Genomic DNA, 15,823 nt, shown 5'->3' on the forward strand with positions numbered 1-15,823 from the left:
TGAAAGGCCAATCAAACTCGGAGATAGCTGGTTCTCCCCGAAAGCTATTTAGGTAGCGCCTCGGACGAATACTACTGGGGGTAGAGCACTGTTTGGACTAGGGGGTCATCCCGACTTACCAACTCCATGCAAACTCCGAATACCAGTAAGTAATATCCGGGAGACACACGGCGGGTGCTAACGTCCGTCGTGAAGAGGGAAACAACCCAGACCGCCGGCTAAGGTCCCAAAGTTCTGGTTAAGTGGGAAACGATGTGGGAAGGCTCAGACAGCTAGGATGTTGGCTTAGAAGCAGCCATCATTTAAAGAAAGCGTAATAGCTCACTAGTCGAGTCGGCCTGCGCGGAAGATGTAACGGGGCTCAAACCAGGCACCGAAGCCGCGGATTCACACTTATGTGTGAGTGGTAGGGGAGCGTTCTGTAAGTCTGCGAAGGTGTATCGAGAGGTATGCTGGAGATATCAGAAGTGCGAATGCTGACGTAAGTAACGATAAAGGGGGTGAAAAGCCTCCTCGCCGGAAGACCAAGGGTTCCTGTCCAACGTTAATCGGGGCAGGGTGAGTCGACCCCTAAGGTGAGGCCGAAAGGCGTAATCGATGGGAAGCAGGTTAATATTCCTGCACGACTTGTAATTGCGATGGGGGGACGGAGAAGGCTAGGTGGGCCAGGCGACGGTTGTCCTGGTGAAAGTGCGTAGGTGGTGTTTCTAGGCAAATCCGGAGACACAACACTGAGACACGAGACGAAGCCACTACGGTGGTGAAGCCATTGATGCCCTGCTTCCAGGAAAAGCCTCTAAGCTTCAGATTACAAGTCATCGTACCCCAAACCGACACAGGTGGTCGGGTAGAGAATACCAAGGCGCTTGAGAGAACTCGGGTGAAGGAACTAGGCAAAATAGAACCGTAACTTCGGGAGAAGGTTCGCTCCTGACAGTGAAGTCCCTTGCGGATGGAGCAGTTGGGAGTCGCAGTGACCAGATGGCTGGGACTGTTTATCAAAAACACAGCACTCTGCAAACACGAAAGTGGACGTATAGGGTGTGACACCTGCCCGGTGCCGGAAGGTTAATTGATGGGGTTAGCGCAAGCGAAGCTCTTGATCGAAGCCCCGGTAAACGGCGGCCGTAACTATAACGGTCCTAAGGTAGCGAAATTCCTTGTCGGGTAAGTTCCGACCTGCACGAATGGTGTAACCATGGCCATGCTGTCTCCACCCGAGACTCAGTGAAATCGAATTCGCCGTGAAGATGCGGTGTACCCGCGGCTAGACGGAAAGACCCCGTGAACCTTTACTACAGCTTGGCACTGAACATTGAACCTACATGTGTAGGATAGGTGGGAGGCTTTGAAGGCGTGACGCCAGTTGCGCTGGAGCCGTCCTTGAAATACCACCCTTGTATGTTTGATGTTCTAACGCAGGGCCCTGAATCGGGCTCGCGGACAGTGCCTGGTGGGTAGTTTGACTGGGGCGGTCTCCTCCCAAAGAGTAACGGAGGAGCACGAAGGTTGGCTAATCCTGGTCGGACATCAGGAGGTTAGTGCAATGGCATAAGCCAGCTTAACTGCGAGACGGACAGGTCGAGCAGGTACGAAAGTAGGTCATAGTGATCCGGTGGTTCTGAATGGAAGGGCCATCGCTCAACGGATAAAAGGTACTCCGGGGATAACAGGCTGATACCGCCCAAGAGTTCATATCGACGGCGGTGTTTGGCACCTCGATGTCGGCTCATCACATCCTGGGGCTGAAGTCGGTCCCAAGGGTATGGCTGTTCGCCATTTAAAGTGGTACGCGAGCTGGGTTCAGAACGTCGTGAGACAGTTCGGTCCCTATCTGCCGTGGGCGTTGGATGATTGAAGGGAGTTGCTCCTAGTACGAGAGGACCGGAGTGAACGAACCTCTGGTGTTCGGGTTGTCACGCCAGTGGCACTGCCCGGTAGCTAAGTTCGGAATCGATAACCGCTGAAAGCATCTAAGCGGGAAGCGAGCCCTGAGATGAGTCATCCCTGACCCCTTGAGGGTCCTAAAGGGCCGTTGGAGACCACAACGTTGATAGGTGGGGTGTGTAAGCGCAGTGATGTGTTGAGCTAACCCATACTAATTACCCGTGAGGCTTAACCATACAACACCCAAGAAGTGTTTCTGGCCTTGTAGCGAATGAACGAACTACTTACCTAATTCAGTGATAGTGATAAGCCAAGCGCAACATCATTACTCACGTCAGCTTTCTGGATTAAGAATTTGCCTGGCGGCCATAGCGCCGTGGAACCACCTGATCCCATGCCGAACTCAGAAGTGAAACGCGGTAGCGCCGATGGTAGTGTGGCATTCGCCATGCGAGAGTAGGACACTGCCAGGCACCCAATTAAACAGTGATGTGAAGAATCACGTCATTGGCCGAGAGGATGACACCTCTGATAATCGGCAGAAGATTTAGCGAAAAGCTAACCAAATAGCGGAGCGGTAGTTCAGTTGGTTAGAATACCGGCCTGTCACGCCGGGGGTCGCGGGTTCGAGTCCCGTCCGCTCCGCCAATAAATTGAAAGGCCTTCCTGAATGGGAAGGCCTTTTTGCTTTTCCGATGCCTCAAGTTCATCTGCTTCAACCGCCTCCACTTTTCTTTTTGGTATCAACTCAAAATCATTCAAGGTCTAAAGCCTACCCTTTCAGTCTCCTTATCCATCTCAGTAGAACACGCAGAGCCAGACTGTGGTCATGTCGGGGTGAGTCCACTCCACCCTATGTTTCTGGCGGGCGGGAATATTGATGTGATCGCCCGGGCCCAGTTGTACCGATTGTTGTTCCTGGGTCTGCGGATCGATGAATAGCAGGCTGGCCTCTCCTTGCACGACCAGGATCCATTCATGTTCATCCTGATCGTACCACTCTCCCGGCGCCGTCTGATGGCCGTGGGAGAGAATGCGCTCGATTCGCAGGTGGTTGGTACTGACAAGACCCTGAAAGAGTTCGGTAGGCAGTGGCGAGGGAATATCGTTCAGCAGATTGCGCGTGTGCATGGGTCATCTCCCGTCTTGCAGTGCGAATAGTTCTCTGCAGTATAGAGGCGTTCCTCGTGGATGAAGGTGAGGGCTGCAGCAAGCGCGTATGCAAATTTGTGTCCGAACGAGAACAATTTCTGCCATTTTGATGAAAAATTCAGGGAATTCGCTGCAATTTCGACAAATTCTTGCTATTTTGCGCGCCACAAAAGCAAACGATTTCCTTCACACTTTCAGGATAAGTTATGGCAAAGCAAGATATGGCCGCCAACGGAGCAAAAGGCGGCTTTTTGGACTCTTATTTTTCCATTTCTGCGCGCGGCAGTAGCGTGCGCCAGGAGTTGCTGGCCGGTTTGACCACCTTCCTGGCCATGGTCTACAGCATCATAGTGGTGCCGAACATGCTGGGCGCTGCCGGCTTCGAGCAGGGGCCCGTCTTCGTGGCGACCTGTTTGATCGCTGCCTTCGGCTCCCTGCTGATGGGGCTGTGGGCCAAGCTGCCGATGGCCATCGGTTGCGCCATCTCCCTCACCGCCTTTACCGCGTTCAGTCTGGTACTGGGTCAGGGACTGAGCATTCCGGTTGCCCTTGGCGCCATCTTCCTGATGGGGGTGGTGTTTACCCTCATCAGTATCACAGGCGTGCGCCAGTGGATCCTGGACAACCTTCCCTCCGGCATTGCCCACGGCACCGGCATCGGCATCGGTCTGTTCCTGCTGCTGATCGCCACCAACGGTGTCGGTATGGTGATCAAGAACGAAGGGGCCGGTCTGCCGGTTCAACTGGGTGAGGTGACCTCCTTTCCTGTCGTCATGACGGTGCTGGGTCTGGCCGCCATCTTCGGTCTGGAGCGTCGCAAGGTGCCGGGCGGTATCCTGATGGTGATCATCGCCATCTCCATCCTCGGCCTCATCTTCGATCCGAACGTAACCTGGCAGGGCTTCTTCGCCATGCCGAGCCTGACCGGTGAAAAAGGTTCGCTGGTTGGCAGCATGGATCTGCTGGGCGCCCTCAATCCGGTGGTCATCCCCACTGTGCTGGCACTGGTGATGACGGCCGTGTTCGACGCCACCGGCACCATACGTGCCGTGGCGGGTCAGGCGGGGCTCATCAATGAGCGTGGCCACATCATCAGCGGCGGTAAGGCCCTGACTGCCGACTCCGTCAGCAGCATGGTGGCTGGCGTGGTGGGTGGGGCTCCGGCCGCCGTCTACATCGAATCTGCCGCAGGCACAGCAGCCGGTGGCAAGACCGGTCTGACTGCTGCGCTGGTCGGCGTGCTGTTCCTGCTGATGATCTTCCTCTCCCCGCTCAGCTATCTGGTGCCGGCTTATGCCACCGCACCGGCGCTGATGTACGTCGGCCTGCTGATGCTGGGCAACGTCACCAAGCTGGACTTCAACGACTCGGTCGATGCGCTGGCTGGCATGCTGTGCGCCGTCTTCATCGTGCTGACCTGCAACATAGTGACCGGCATCATGCTGGGCTTTGTGGCGCTGGTCGTGGGTCGTCTGTTTGCCGCCGAGTGGAAGAAACTCAACGTCGGCACCGTCATCATCGCCGTAGCTTTGGTGGTCTTCTATGCCGGGGGTTGGGCCATCTAACCCAACCGGTTATAGCGAAGGGCCCTGCGGGGCCCTTTTTCATGGCTGTGAGGCCGCTAGCAGTTTCCCGCCCGTTTGTTCCGCGTTGTTTCAGATTGAAACGCCAACATCCCCTCTGCTGTTTCAAATCCGAACCGAACCGGCCATCATTTTTCTCCCGATTTATCCCGTTAGACTGGCTCCATCAACCATTTGCCCACCCGAGCGGTGGCAAGCCAAGGAGTGAGCCATGAAGAAACTGATCAATGCCGTCGATGCCGTGGTCCGTGAACAACTGATGGGGATGGCTGCCGCCCACCCCGAGCTCAAGGTCCGTATCGAACCCCACTACATCACCCGCGCCGACTCCCCCGTGATGGGCAAGGTGGCACTGGTCTCCGGCGGTGGCAGCGGCCACGAACCGATGCACGGCGGTCTGGTGGGCAAAGGGATGCTGGATGGCGCCTGCCCCGGTGAGATTTTTACCTCCCCGACCCCGGATCAGATGTACGAGTGCGGTCAGGCCGTTGATGGCGGCGCGGGCGTGCTGTTTCTGGTGAAGAACTACACCGGCGACGTGCTCAACTTCGAGACCGCGGTCGAGCTGCTGCACGGCGATGGGGTCAAGGTCGGCTTCTCTCTGATCGATGACGACGTGGCGGTCAAAGACAGCCTCTATACCGCCGGTCGCCGTGGCGTTGCCACCACTGTGCTGTGCGAAAAGCTGGTGGGCGCCGCTGCCGAAGCAGGCTATGACCTGACCCGCTGTGAAGCGCTGGCCCGCCGCATCAACAACCAGAGCCGCACCATTGGCGTTGCCATGCATGCCTGCACCGTGCCTGCCGCTGGCAAGCCCTCCTTCACCCTGGCCGACAACGAGATGGAGTTCGGCGTCGGTATCCACGGCGAACCCGGCATAGCGCGCCGCCCCTTCACCGACCTCAATACTCTGGTGGATGACATGTTCAGCGAGCTGGCGGACAACACCCCCTATGGCCGCACCCTGCGCCACTGGGACAGAGCCTCCGGCAGCTGGCAGGAAGAGCATAGCTTTATCGAGCCGCTGAATGCGGGCGATCGGGTCATCGCGCTGGTCAACAGCCTCGGCGGCACCCCGATTTCAGAGCTGTATGGTGTCTATGGTCGCCTCGCCACCCTGTGCGAAGCGGCAGGCATCCATCTGGTACGGAACCTGATCGGCCCCTACTGCACCGCCCTCGACATGACCGGCATCTCCATCACCCTGCTCAAGGTGGATGATGAGCTGATGACCCTGTGGGATGCCCCCGTTCACACCCCCGCCCTGCGTCGCGGTTGCTAAGGAGCCTTTACTCTCATGCTAAGCAAACATCACATCGTCAACTGGCTGCTGGACTGCGAACACATCTTTACCGAGCAGCGTGACTACCTCACCGCGCTGGATACCGATATCGGCGACGGCGACCACGGCCTCAACATGCAACGCGGCTTTACCAAGGTGGCCGAGAAGCTGCCTGCGGTGGCAGACAAAGACATCGGCCAGGTGCTGAAAACCACCGGCATGACGTTGCTCTCCTCGGTCGGCGGCGCCAGTGGCCCGCTCTACGGCACCTTCTTTATACGGGCCGCGGCCAGCACGGATGCCTGTCAGAGCCTGAGTCTCAGTCAGTTGTGCAAGATGCTGAGCGATGGCGTCGAGGGGATTGTCTCCCGCGGCCGCGCCGAGCCGGGTGACAAGACCATGTGCGACGCCTGGTGGCCCGCACTGGCCGCCCTGCAACAGGCGCAGCAGCAAGCGCTGTCCCTCAATGATGCGCTGGACAAGGCGGTGACCGCTGCCGCAGCCGGCACCGAGGCCACCATCCAGATGCAGGCTCGCAAAGGGCGCGCCAGCTATCTTGGCGAGCGCAGCATAGGCCATCAGGATGCCGGGGCCACCTCGACCCTGCTGTTGCTGACCGCCCTGCGTGACAGAGCGAGGTTGTGACATGATCGGAATCGTAGTTGTCTCTCACAGCGCCATGCTGGCGGCCGGACTGAAAGCGCTGGCCGATCAGCTGGGCAGCCCGGCCCGCCTGCTGCTGGCGGCCGGGGTCGATGACCCCGACCACCCCATAGGCACAGATGCCATCGCGGTGATGAGTGCGATTGAAGAGGCAGATGACGGCAGCGGTGTGCTGGTACTGATGGACTTGGGCAGCGCCCTCTTGAGCGCCGAGACCGCCCTCGAACTGCTGCCCCCCGAGTTAAGCGCCCGGGTGCGGCTCTGCCCCGCCCCGCTGGTCGAGGGCACCCTGGCCGCCGTGGTGGCGGCCGGTTCCGGGATGACGCTGGATGAGGTCGCCGCCGAGGCGCTCGGCGCGCTGGGCCCGAAACAGGCGATGCTGCCTGCCACCACTGTGCAGGCCGCTACTGACACAGCCCCCGTTACCGACGATGGCTGGCTGCGCTGCGAGGTGGTGGTGGATAACCCCCACGGCCTGCATGTGCGCCCCGCCGCCCGACTGGTAGCCGCCCTCAAGCCCTTTGCCGCTGAACTCAAGCTGCAAAAGGGGGATAAAGAGGCCAACCCCCGCAGCCTGACCCGGCTCACCATGCTCAACGTGCGTCAGGGCGACACCCTCGCCCTGCTGGCGCGCGGGGAGGATGCCACCGCCGCATTGGCCTGCTTCCAGCAGCTGGCCGCCGAGCGTTTCGGCGACTGACGCCGCACACCAACCCGTTTCCAAGCGCGGCACCGACCGAATGGGCCAGCTGCCGCGCCACTGTAATGTAAGTAAAGACGAAGGACTCCCCGGCACTGCCGCCCCTTCGCCCCTGTTAGTTTCAAAAGAAGTCTTATGAACTAGAGAGAGGGATAAAAAATGGATCGCATCATCATCAGCCCCAGCAAATACGTGCAAGGCAACGGGGCACTCGCCAATATCGGCAACTACGTCAAGGCGCTCGGCACCAAACCGCTCATTCTGGCCGATGCCTTGGTCACCAAGCTGGTTGGCGACACGGTTGCTACCAGCTTCCACAGTGTGGGCATCAAACCGGAGTTCGACTGCTTCAACGGCGAGTGCTCCCGCCCGGAGATCGACCGCCTGCTGGTCCGCTGCAACCAGACCCCGTTTGACGTCATCATCGGCATCGGCGGCGGCAAGACGCTGGATACCGCCAAGTCGGTCGCCTTCTACCAGAAGGTGCCTGTGGTCATAGTGCCGACCATCGCCTCCACCGATGCCCCCACCAGCGCGCTGGCGGTCATCTACACCCCGGAGGGGCAGTTCAGCGAATACCTGATGATCCCGACCAACCCCAACATGGTCATCATGGATACCGGCGTGGTCTCCCGCGCGCCGGTGCGGCTGCTGGTCTCCGGCATGGGGGATGCGCTCTCCACCTACTTCGAGGCGCGCGCTAACAAGGTCTCCGGTTGCCAAACCATGGCCGGTGGCGCCTCTACGCTGGCGGCGCAAGCCATCGCCGAGCTCTGCTACAAGACCCTGCTGGCCGACGGCTACAAGGCCAAGCTGGCAGTGGAACAGGGGCTCTGCACCAAGGCGGTGGAGAACATCATCGAGGCCAACACCTATTTGAGCGGTATCGGCTTCGAGAGCAGCGGACTGGCCGCCGCCCACGCCATCCACAACGGCCTGACCCAGCTCACCGAGTGTCACCACCTCTACCACGGTGAAAAAGTGGCGTTCGGTACCCTGGTGCAGCTGGTGCTGGAGAACGCCCCGATGGCGGAGATCGAAACCGTGTTGGGTTTCTGCCGCTCGATCGGCCTGCCGACCAACCTGCATATGATGGGGGTCAAGGAGCTGGATATGGCGCGCCTGATGGCGGTGGCCAAAGCCTCTACCGCGGAAGGGGAGACCATCCACAACATGCCGTTCAAGGTTACCGCCGAGGATGTGCTGGCGGCCATCGTCACCGCCCACCAGCTGGGGCTGTAACCGCGCTACCGCTGACCCTGCCATATAACACGGCCCCGCATCTGCGGGGCCGTTTCATTTTCTACGGGCCGGTTCGCAACGACCTTAATAACCATCAGCCGTGATAGTCAGCGGGATCGATCTCGAGCAGCTTGAGCCGCCGCCAGAGGGTGGTGCGGCTGATGCCAAGATGCTGGGCCATCTGGCTCACCTGTCCCTTGCAGGCGTGGGCGCAGCGCAAAATGGCTTGGCGCTCCAGCTCCGTCAGGGTGAGCAGCGGTTGTCCCACCACCTCATCCGCCACCAACTGATAGCCGTGGCGAATGGCAGCGGGCAGCGCCTCCGGCGGGATCAGCCCCTGACCGGCATGAAGCAGGGCATGCTCGACCGCGCTGCGCAGCTCCCCCAGATTGCCGGGCCAGGGATAGGCGAGCAGACAATCGAGGGCCGCCGGACTGAACTGGCGCACCGGCTCGCGCCCCTGCGCCGCCAACTGCTGGCTGATCAGGCCCGGCAGATCCGCCGCGCGCTCGCGCAGCCCCGGCAGCCACAGCTCGCACGCCTGCAGCGCATAGAGCAGCTGGCGGCCAAACAGCCCCTCCTGCACCAGTTGCTCTAGCGGGGCGCTACTGGTAGCGACGATCCGCACCTTGAGCGGCAAGATGCGGGCCGAATCGAAGCGCTGGATGCGGCCGGTCTTGAGCAGTTGCAGCAGCGCCGCCTGCATGGGGGCAGAGAGGCACTCCACCTGCTCCAGCACCAGCGTGCCGCCGTGGGCCAGCTCGAACTTGCCCGCCCGCTCCTGCCCCGCCTCGTCGGATCCCATCAGCTCCAGCGCCATCCGCTCACTCGGCAACGCCTGACAGTTGAGGGTTATGAGCGGCCCGGCGGCCCGTTCACTGCCAAAGTGGATCGCCTCCGCCAGCTGGGCCTTGCCCACCTCCTCCTCGCCGCGCAGCAGGATCGGCCCCTGACTCTGGGCCGCCTGCCGGGCATAGCGCAGCAGCTTGCGCATAGCGCTCGATTCCCCCACCAGCGCCGAGAGCTCGGGCACCGTCTGGCGCAGCTGATGAATGGCCCGCAGCCGATCGACCGGGTGCAGCAGGGCGATAAAGCTGACCCCCTCCGGCCCCGGCAGCGGCTTGAGGCTCACCAGTGCATTGATGAACTCCCCCTCCTGCGCACCGAGCCGCTCCAGCGTCACCTCCACATGACTCAGTGGTGTCTGCCCTTTGATGGCCAGCTGCAACCGCTGGGGCAGCAGCAGGTGCTGATCCAGCGGCTGACCGAGACAGAGCGCAGGATCGAGCCGCAGCCGGTTGGCCGCCAGCGCGTTGAGATAGCGCAGTCTACCCTGCGGATCCCAGGCCAGCACGCCGTCATCCATGCCGTCGAGCAGGGCGTAGAGCTCGCTCAGGTGGTGCTGGGACTCCTGCATCAGGGTCTCCATCTGCAGCAGATGGGCCAGCTCGCGACCGGCGCTGACTGTGAGCGCCAGATCCCCGGCACTCGCCGCCTCTACCTTGCAGATCAGAGCGATGATGGCGACCTGACGGCCATTGCTGTTGTAGACCGGGCTGGCGCAGCTGTGCCAGGGGTGGAGGGTCTGGTTGAAGTGCTGGGGGCCGCTGACGCAGAGCGGTAGCCCCTCCAGCGCCGCCAGATTGATGGCATTGGTGCCGATGCGCCCCTCGCTGAAAAAGGCGCCGGGGCCAAACCCGAGCGCTGCCAGCTCCGCCAGCGTATCGGGGTGGCCGGTGTGGGCCAGCAGACAGCCGCTCTCGTCGGTGAGCAGCAGGGCGCAGGGGCGCCCCTCCATAAATTCGTAGAGATCTTCGAGGGCCATCTCGCCGGTGGTGAGCAAGTCCCGCTTGCGCTGACGCAGGCTCTGCAAGGTCTGCCCCTTGGCGCTGTGGGGTGGGTGCCAGAGGGTGGCGCTGGTCTGGTGGGCGCAGCGCAGCCAGGAGGCCTGCAGATAGTCAGGCCAGGGCTGCAGTGGCTGAAGGTCAGATGGCATGGTCACGGCAGTATCCAGTAAGCACGCAGCCAGAAGGCATCCCCATAGTCAGGAGCGGCTGAAGGTCAGATGGCATGGTCACAGCAATATCCGGCAAAAAGATAAGCCGTCATTTAACCATGCCAGCGCGCCCGATTCAGTGACCTGCCTCAGAGGGTGGCAACCCCGCCCTCAGCACTGTCGGGTTCGCCCCCGGCCAACTGCTGGCACAGCCAATGGCAGAAGGCGCGGCACGCCGGCATTGCCCCGCACGTCTGATATGTCACCTCGCTCACACTCCTGACTTGTTCATGAAGAGGAGGCCGGATGGCGCTTTCCATTGCCGCCCCTTACGTGTATTTTGCTCAGTAGCAAAAAACAGAGCCAAAAGAGGATGGTTGGCGAATGCGTTCAGCACCGTAGGCTGGTCGGTAATGTTGTGATGTAAAATGTATTTTCCGTGGCGGCAATCAGGGCGAACCGGAGTTATATGGAAGGCTTTATTAACGGATTGGAACCACCTTCCATCTAATCACTGTTATGTGCAATAAGAAAAAGGAGATGTCGTGCAAGGCACTGTAAAATGGTTCAGCTCAGAGAAGGGTTACGGCTTCATTACGTCTGAAGCCGGAGAAGATCATTACTTCAATGTTCAGAGCATCAATGGCGCATCGCTGCCATCAAGTGGCGATTCGGTTCAGTTTGAGTCAAAGTCCGGTAATAAAGGCCCGAGAGCAATCAATATCACAATTACTGCGAAAGCATCCTCGCAAAACACTCGGCCTGCTGATGACAGAATCAACTGCCCAAGTTGTGATAAAAAAATTGTTCCTAGACTCATTACCTATGGAGGCAGCCCAAAAAAGTCGGTTTGCCCCTATTGTGCGGCAACAGTAAAAACTTTCAGTAAGTGCTTCATTGCTACTGCTGTTTATGGCGATCCTTCGTGTTACCAAGTAAGAGAGTTGTGCAAATATAGAGATGAAACGTTACTAAGAAGTGTCTTGGGTAGGGCCTTTGTGAAGACCTATTACAAAGTATCTCCAGCAATAGCCGACTGGTTAATAACTAAACCTGCTTTATCAGGCCAAGTACGGGCTATCCTAAATTTTGTAGTAAAGCACATAACAAATACCACTAGCCCGTAGGTTCGATTAGCCGTAAGGCGTAATCGGACGTTCGCGTAAATCAATTCTCCCGCGATAACGGCCACCCGTATTTCCCCTCTGGCAGGCATCGCTAATTCACGGAAACTCAGGGACAGCGGCATCTCGATCGTCCGATTACGCTTCGCTAATCGAACCTACACGGGACGGTAATATGTGGTGGATGCAGGTTGGCGCGGATCAGCCAATCTGACACCATCGCCATCAATCACGATCGTCAAAAACCAAAGAGCCGCCCGATGGGCGGCTCTTGGCATCAGCGATGGATGGCTGACTCGTCTTATTACTGAATCGTCACTCAACCTTGGGCGGTTCAACTACGGTGGCCGCCGGTTGGTCATTTTCCTTGATCCAGGCATCCAGCAGGGTGTAGCCCACCGCCAGCACCACGGGGCCGATAAACAGACCTATGATCCCCATCGCCAGCAGGCCGCCGATAACCCCCACCAGAATAAGGATCAGCGGCAGGTTGGCACCGCGCTTGATCAGGAAGGGGCGCAGGAAGTTGTCCATGGTGCCCGCAATCAGTGACCACACCAGCAGGAAGGTGCCCCAGGTGGTGTCGCCGCTCCAGTAGAGATAACCGACACAGGAGATCAGCACCGGGAAGGGGCCGATCTGGGCGACGATCAGCAGGAACATCACCACCACCAGCACCATGGCATAGGGGATGCCGGCAATCAGCAGGCCGATCCCGGCTACCGAAGATTGCACCAGGGCGGTGACCACCACCCCCATGGCCACGGCGCGGATCGCCTGGGAAGCGAGCACTGTGGCATTGTCACCGCGCTCCCCTGCCAGCCGGTGGGCGAAGCGGCGGATCCCGTCGGCTGCCTTCTCACCCGAGTGGTAGAGCACACCGCAGATACCGACCGTCAGCAGGAAATGGACGAACAGCAGGCCCAGATTGCCGGCCTGAGAGGCGAACCAGCGGGCGGTCTGGCCAAAATAGGGGGCCAGCTTGGCAAACAGCACCTGACCACCACTCGCCAGAATTTGCTGCCAGAACTCATAGAGCTTGTCGCCCACCAGCGGGATCTGTTGCAGCCAGAGCAGCTCCGGCGGCGGTGAGTGACTGATACTGGTGCCCAGCTCGATCAGCATGGGTGCCTTCTCTGTCACATTGGCCAGCGTCATAAAGAGCGGGATGACAAACATCAGCAGCAGCACCAGCGTCATGAACATGGCCGCCAGCGTCCGTTTGCCCCACAGCAGCCGCTGCATCATCAACATCAACGGCCAGGTGGCTATGGTGATCATGGTGGCCCACACCAGTGCGGGCAGGAAGGGGCGCAGCACCAAGAAGCACGAGATGATGAGGATGCTGAGAAACAGCACCCCCAGGGTTATCTTGGCCAAATCCACTTTTTTCATATTCATAACAATCCCTTGTCGGGGCCTGAGCCCTTGGGTAGCGAGTCGGAGTTCATGAGTGAGAGTATCCACCAGAGGCCGGCGCTCAACCAGAGCCCCAGGCAACAATAGAGTAGCCACTGGCCTAGCAGGATGAGCCAGGAGCTGGTCAGCCAGAATGGCAGTGCCCACAGCAAGGCCCCAAGGGGCAGGCTGCCGAGCAGGGTGATCGCCAGGGTGTGCCAGGGTTTTCGCCGCTCTCGCGGCAAGGGTAGTCGCATGCCCAGGGTCAGACCCAGGCTGAACATGGCCAGGCCTGCCAGTGCCGAGGATTGGCTCCACCAGGTGGCCAGTGCGCAGATGAGGGTGAGCCCGCCCCAGATCCATGGCCGGGCAGCCATACCGGACAAACCGGGACTGATCGTCAGCATCAGGGCGCCCAGCACCAATCCCGCCGCCACATCCGACAGGAAGTGGACGCCGAGCCAGACCCGGGCCAACCCGGTCAGGGTTGCCAGCAGCAGGGCCAGCCCGGCGCCGCGCCAGGGGTTGGCGGGCCAGTACCACCTGAGCAGCAGGCCCCAGAACAGTAGCGCCGAGGCGGCGTGACCGCTCGGCATGCCAAAGCCCTGGGCGCTCCCTTGTGTCAGTGCGGGATCGAGATGGAAGGGTCTGGGCCAGCCGAGGCCCTCTTTGGCGACCTGGATCAGCAGGGTAAGGCTCAGCATGGCCAGCAACAGCTGACGCAGACGGGACCAGCCCAGCCACGGCAGCAGCAAAGGTAGCAGGGCAAGCTGAAAGGCGGCTGAACCAAACAGATTGCTGGCATCAAGCCAGGGCGCCCTTGCCCCGATCCACTCCTGCAAGCGTTGTATCAGCGGGAGTTCCGCCCGGTGCAGTGCATTGCCTTCGCCGCTGAAATCTGGCAGCCACAGAACAGGGCTGTCGGGGATGTCAGCCAGTTGGGGGGCCAGCCAGTCGAGCTGCGTCGGAAAGCGGCGCTGCCCATCAGGCAGCCGGGATGGCTCTATCAGCCTGGCGTTGAGGATTTCGCCACCCAGGTTGGGGGCTTGCAGCAGGGAGACGAAGCCCGAGCCTGTCTGCGCCCGGATGGGTTCCAGCGTCTGGCAGGCAAACAGGACGGCGCGCTGCCATGGTCCCAGCTCGGCGATGATCCGGCCTCGCAGACCTGTCTCTTCAAACAATTCGCGCAGCGCCGCCTGCCGGGGCGTCTCCCCTGCATCTATGTAACCGCCGGTCAGGCTGTAGCGGGAAGAGATCCTGTCCTGCACCAGCAGCAGCTGTTGCTGATGTTTGACCACGCAGACGGCAGCCGTGGGAGTGGCCGAGACCGGCAGTGTCAGCAGCAGGGCGCAGAGCAGTAAAAAACAGGAGCGGAGCATGGTGCCTGAGCGTTGGGGGGACTATGAGCGCAAGGGTCACAGAAATCAGATAGTGGGGCAATGGTTTCCTGCGTGGGTCCACCGGATGGCGGGTTGGGCACTGGCCTTGCCTGCGCACAAGGATTGCCCTGTGGTGAGGCAGTCCCTAGTATTGGCAGCTATGTTATTTTCATGCAGCAAACCTTGGGACCTTCCATGAAACAGTTTGGTTTTTTTCTGGGCATCGCCATCGGTGTCATTCTGATACTGTTCGGCAGCATCGTCATCTTCCAGGCCCTGCCCGCAGCCCTGGACGTGCTGGAGATGCCGAGCCGCATCCCGTTCGTGCGCGAGGTCTACACCTGGCTGATGACCAGCGCGAGCGGCCTCACCAGCCAGCTGGAGCAGAATTTCCTGGAGGCGTTCCAGACGGTACTCAAGCTGATACTGCTGATCACCTTCATGTGGGTCTGCGTCAAGCTGGTCAACATGGGTGTGCTGATCATCCGCGCCGGGGTGGATCTCATCCGCACCGCCATAGAGCACAGCGAAGGCGCCCAGACCAAGAAGTCCGATCACGACAGCGACTTCCAGTAAGCAGACGATGTGATGAAGCAGGCCACCCCGGGGTGGCCTGCTTGCATTGTGCCTTTACTCGATCCGCGGCAGGTTATCTGCTGGCAGGGTCTGCACCACATCCTGATAGCGGGCGAGCAGCTGTTTGAACGCCTCCCCCTTTCTGACCTTGTCGAGCGCCTCTTGCAGGCGGGCGACCTGTTGTTTGTCGGCCGCCGGGTTGAAGGCAAAGCAGTTGTCCTGCTCCGCCAGAATCGCGACGGTGACAAAATTTTCGCTGGGAAAACCCATTTCTTTTGCCTGATGGCGCAACATCACCTCGTTGCCCGCCACCAGATCGGTACGGGCCATGATGAGCTGGCGTACCACCTGATCCATCCGCTCCACCGCCATCAGGTTGGCGGGGTTGATACCCCGGTTGAGCAGCAGTTGCTCTCCTACATCTGCTTGCATGACGCCGATCTGCAACTTGGCGAGATCGGCTTTGCTGCTGACGCTGGGCGCATCTGTCTTGCGGCCAACCAGCGCTACCCGCGAGTGGCTGATGGGGCAGACCCAGAGGAAGTGGGGGGCCCGCTCTTTGGTGTGGGCCGTGGTAAACAGCACGGCCTCTTTCTGCTGGGTCAGCAGATACCAGCCACGGGCCCAGGGCAGAAAGTGGATCGGTTGCTCCGGCTCACCCATTTCCAGCCACATCAGGCGCAGCAGCTCGACTGCCAGGCCAGTGGGCTGGCCGTTTTTATCCTGACCATTGATCGGCATGTTCTGCTCCGAATAGTAGATAAGTGCCGGAGCCGGGAGTGCGATAAACAGAACGAGAGAGGCGAGGACAGAGAGCAGATGGCGCATGATGCACTCCTTG

Annotated in this window: 12 protein-coding genes, 1 tRNA gene and 2 rRNA genes (1 of these 15 cut by a window edge); 10 read left to right on the plus strand and 5 right to left on the minus strand. The window is 60.1% G+C overall.

What is annotated here, in order from left to right:
• The 3 genes from WJM78_RS02315 to WJM78_RS02325 form a co-directional block, all read left to right on the plus strand.
• Positions 1–2,123: ribosomal RNA gene (locus WJM78_RS02315) — 23S ribosomal RNA — on the plus strand; it begins 767 nt to the left of the window's first position.
• A gap of 122 nt (positions 2,124–2,245) precedes the next feature.
• Positions 2,246–2,360: ribosomal RNA gene (rrf, locus tag WJM78_RS02320) — 5S ribosomal RNA — on the plus strand.
• Between the two features lie 98 nt (positions 2,361–2,458).
• Positions 2,459–2,535, plus strand: a tRNA-Asp gene (locus WJM78_RS02325).
• A gap of 150 nt (positions 2,536–2,685) precedes the next feature.
• Here the strand turns inward: WJM78_RS02325 and WJM78_RS02330 are convergent.
• Complete coding sequence (locus tag WJM78_RS02330) at positions 2,686–3,018, minus strand: cupin domain-containing protein (RefSeq protein WP_108536198.1); 333 nt, start codon at positions 3,016–3,018, stop codon at positions 2,686–2,688.
• A gap of 227 nt (positions 3,019–3,245) precedes the next feature.
• On the opposite strand from WJM78_RS02330, the gene WJM78_RS02335 reads away from it, so the two are divergent.
• The 5 genes from WJM78_RS02335 (at position 3,246) to WJM78_RS02355 (ending at position 8,509) form a co-directional block, all read left to right on the plus strand.
• Entirely contained in the window at positions 3,246–4,604 is a 1,359-nt protein-coding gene (locus WJM78_RS02335; protein WP_042039244.1) for an NCS2 family permease, read from the plus strand.
• Between the two features lie 229 nt (positions 4,605–4,833).
• Complete coding sequence (dhaK, locus tag WJM78_RS02340; protein WP_339013216.1) at positions 4,834–5,904, plus strand: dihydroxyacetone kinase subunit DhaK; 1,071 nt, start codon at positions 4,834–4,836, stop codon at positions 5,902–5,904.
• A 15-nt stretch (positions 5,905–5,919) separates the two neighbouring features.
• Positions 5,920–6,549 carry a dihydroxyacetone kinase subunit DhaL gene (gene dhaL / locus WJM78_RS02345; RefSeq protein ID WP_287147491.1) on the plus strand — a complete coding sequence of 210 codons (630 nt, stop codon included), beginning with the start codon at positions 5,920–5,922 and terminating at the stop codon, positions 6,547–6,549.
• Between the two features lies 1 nt (position 6,550).
• Positions 6,551–7,267: a dihydroxyacetone kinase phosphoryl donor subunit DhaM gene (dhaM, locus tag WJM78_RS02350; RefSeq protein ID WP_339013221.1), complete on the plus strand. Its 717-nt coding sequence runs from the start codon at positions 6,551–6,553 to the stop codon at positions 7,265–7,267.
• 159 nt (positions 7,268–7,426) lie between these two features.
• Complete coding sequence (locus WJM78_RS02355; protein ID WP_339013224.1) at positions 7,427–8,509, plus strand: glycerol dehydrogenase; 1,083 nt, start codon at positions 7,427–7,429, stop codon at positions 8,507–8,509.
• 94 nt (positions 8,510–8,603) lie between these two features.
• Here the strand turns inward: WJM78_RS02355 and dhaR are convergent, their stop codons facing one another.
• Positions 8,604–10,505: a dihydroxyacetone kinase operon transcriptional regulator DhaR gene (gene dhaR / locus WJM78_RS02360; protein ID WP_339013227.1), complete on the minus strand. Its 1,902-nt coding sequence runs from the start codon at positions 10,503–10,505 to the stop codon at positions 8,604–8,606.
• Between the two features lie 545 nt (positions 10,506–11,050).
• On the opposite strand from dhaR, the gene WJM78_RS02365 reads away from it, so the two are divergent.
• Complete coding sequence (locus WJM78_RS02365; RefSeq protein WP_339013230.1) at positions 11,051–11,632, plus strand: cold shock domain-containing protein; 582 nt, start codon at positions 11,051–11,053, stop codon at positions 11,630–11,632.
• A 312-nt stretch (positions 11,633–11,944) separates the two neighbouring features.
• Here WJM78_RS02365 and ydiK read toward each other — a convergent pair whose 3' ends face one another.
• Together ydiK and WJM78_RS02375 are read right to left on the minus strand one after the other, a co-directional pair.
• Positions 11,945–13,030, minus strand: coding sequence for an AI-2E family transporter YdiK (ydiK, locus tag WJM78_RS02370; RefSeq protein WP_339013233.1), 1,086 nt, complete (start codon positions 13,028–13,030; stop codon positions 11,945–11,947).
• The gene (locus WJM78_RS02375) at positions 13,027–14,406 is read right to left on the minus strand and encodes a phosphatase PAP2 family protein (RefSeq protein WP_339013236.1); all 1,380 of its coding nucleotides are present in this window, start codon (positions 14,404–14,406) and stop codon (positions 13,027–13,029) included. The genes ydiK and WJM78_RS02375 overlap by 4 nt, the downstream gene beginning before the upstream one ends.
• Before the next feature lie 195 nt (positions 14,407–14,601).
• Between WJM78_RS02375 and WJM78_RS02380 the strand changes: the two genes are divergently transcribed.
• Positions 14,602–14,982: a hypothetical protein gene (locus WJM78_RS02380; RefSeq protein ID WP_042039252.1), complete on the plus strand. Its 381-nt coding sequence runs from the start codon at positions 14,602–14,604 to the stop codon at positions 14,980–14,982.
• A gap of 54 nt (positions 14,983–15,036) precedes the next feature.
• Here WJM78_RS02380 and WJM78_RS02385 read toward each other — a convergent pair whose 3' ends face one another.
• Complete coding sequence (locus WJM78_RS02385) at positions 15,037–15,810, minus strand: substrate-binding periplasmic protein (RefSeq protein ID WP_339013240.1); 774 nt, start codon at positions 15,808–15,810, stop codon at positions 15,037–15,039.
• Positions 15,811–15,823: the final 13 nt, after the last annotated feature.

Source organism: Aeromonas popoffii (assembly GCF_037818705.1).
GTDB classification, from domain to species: Bacteria; Pseudomonadota; Gammaproteobacteria; order Enterobacterales; family Aeromonadaceae; genus Aeromonas; species Aeromonas popoffii.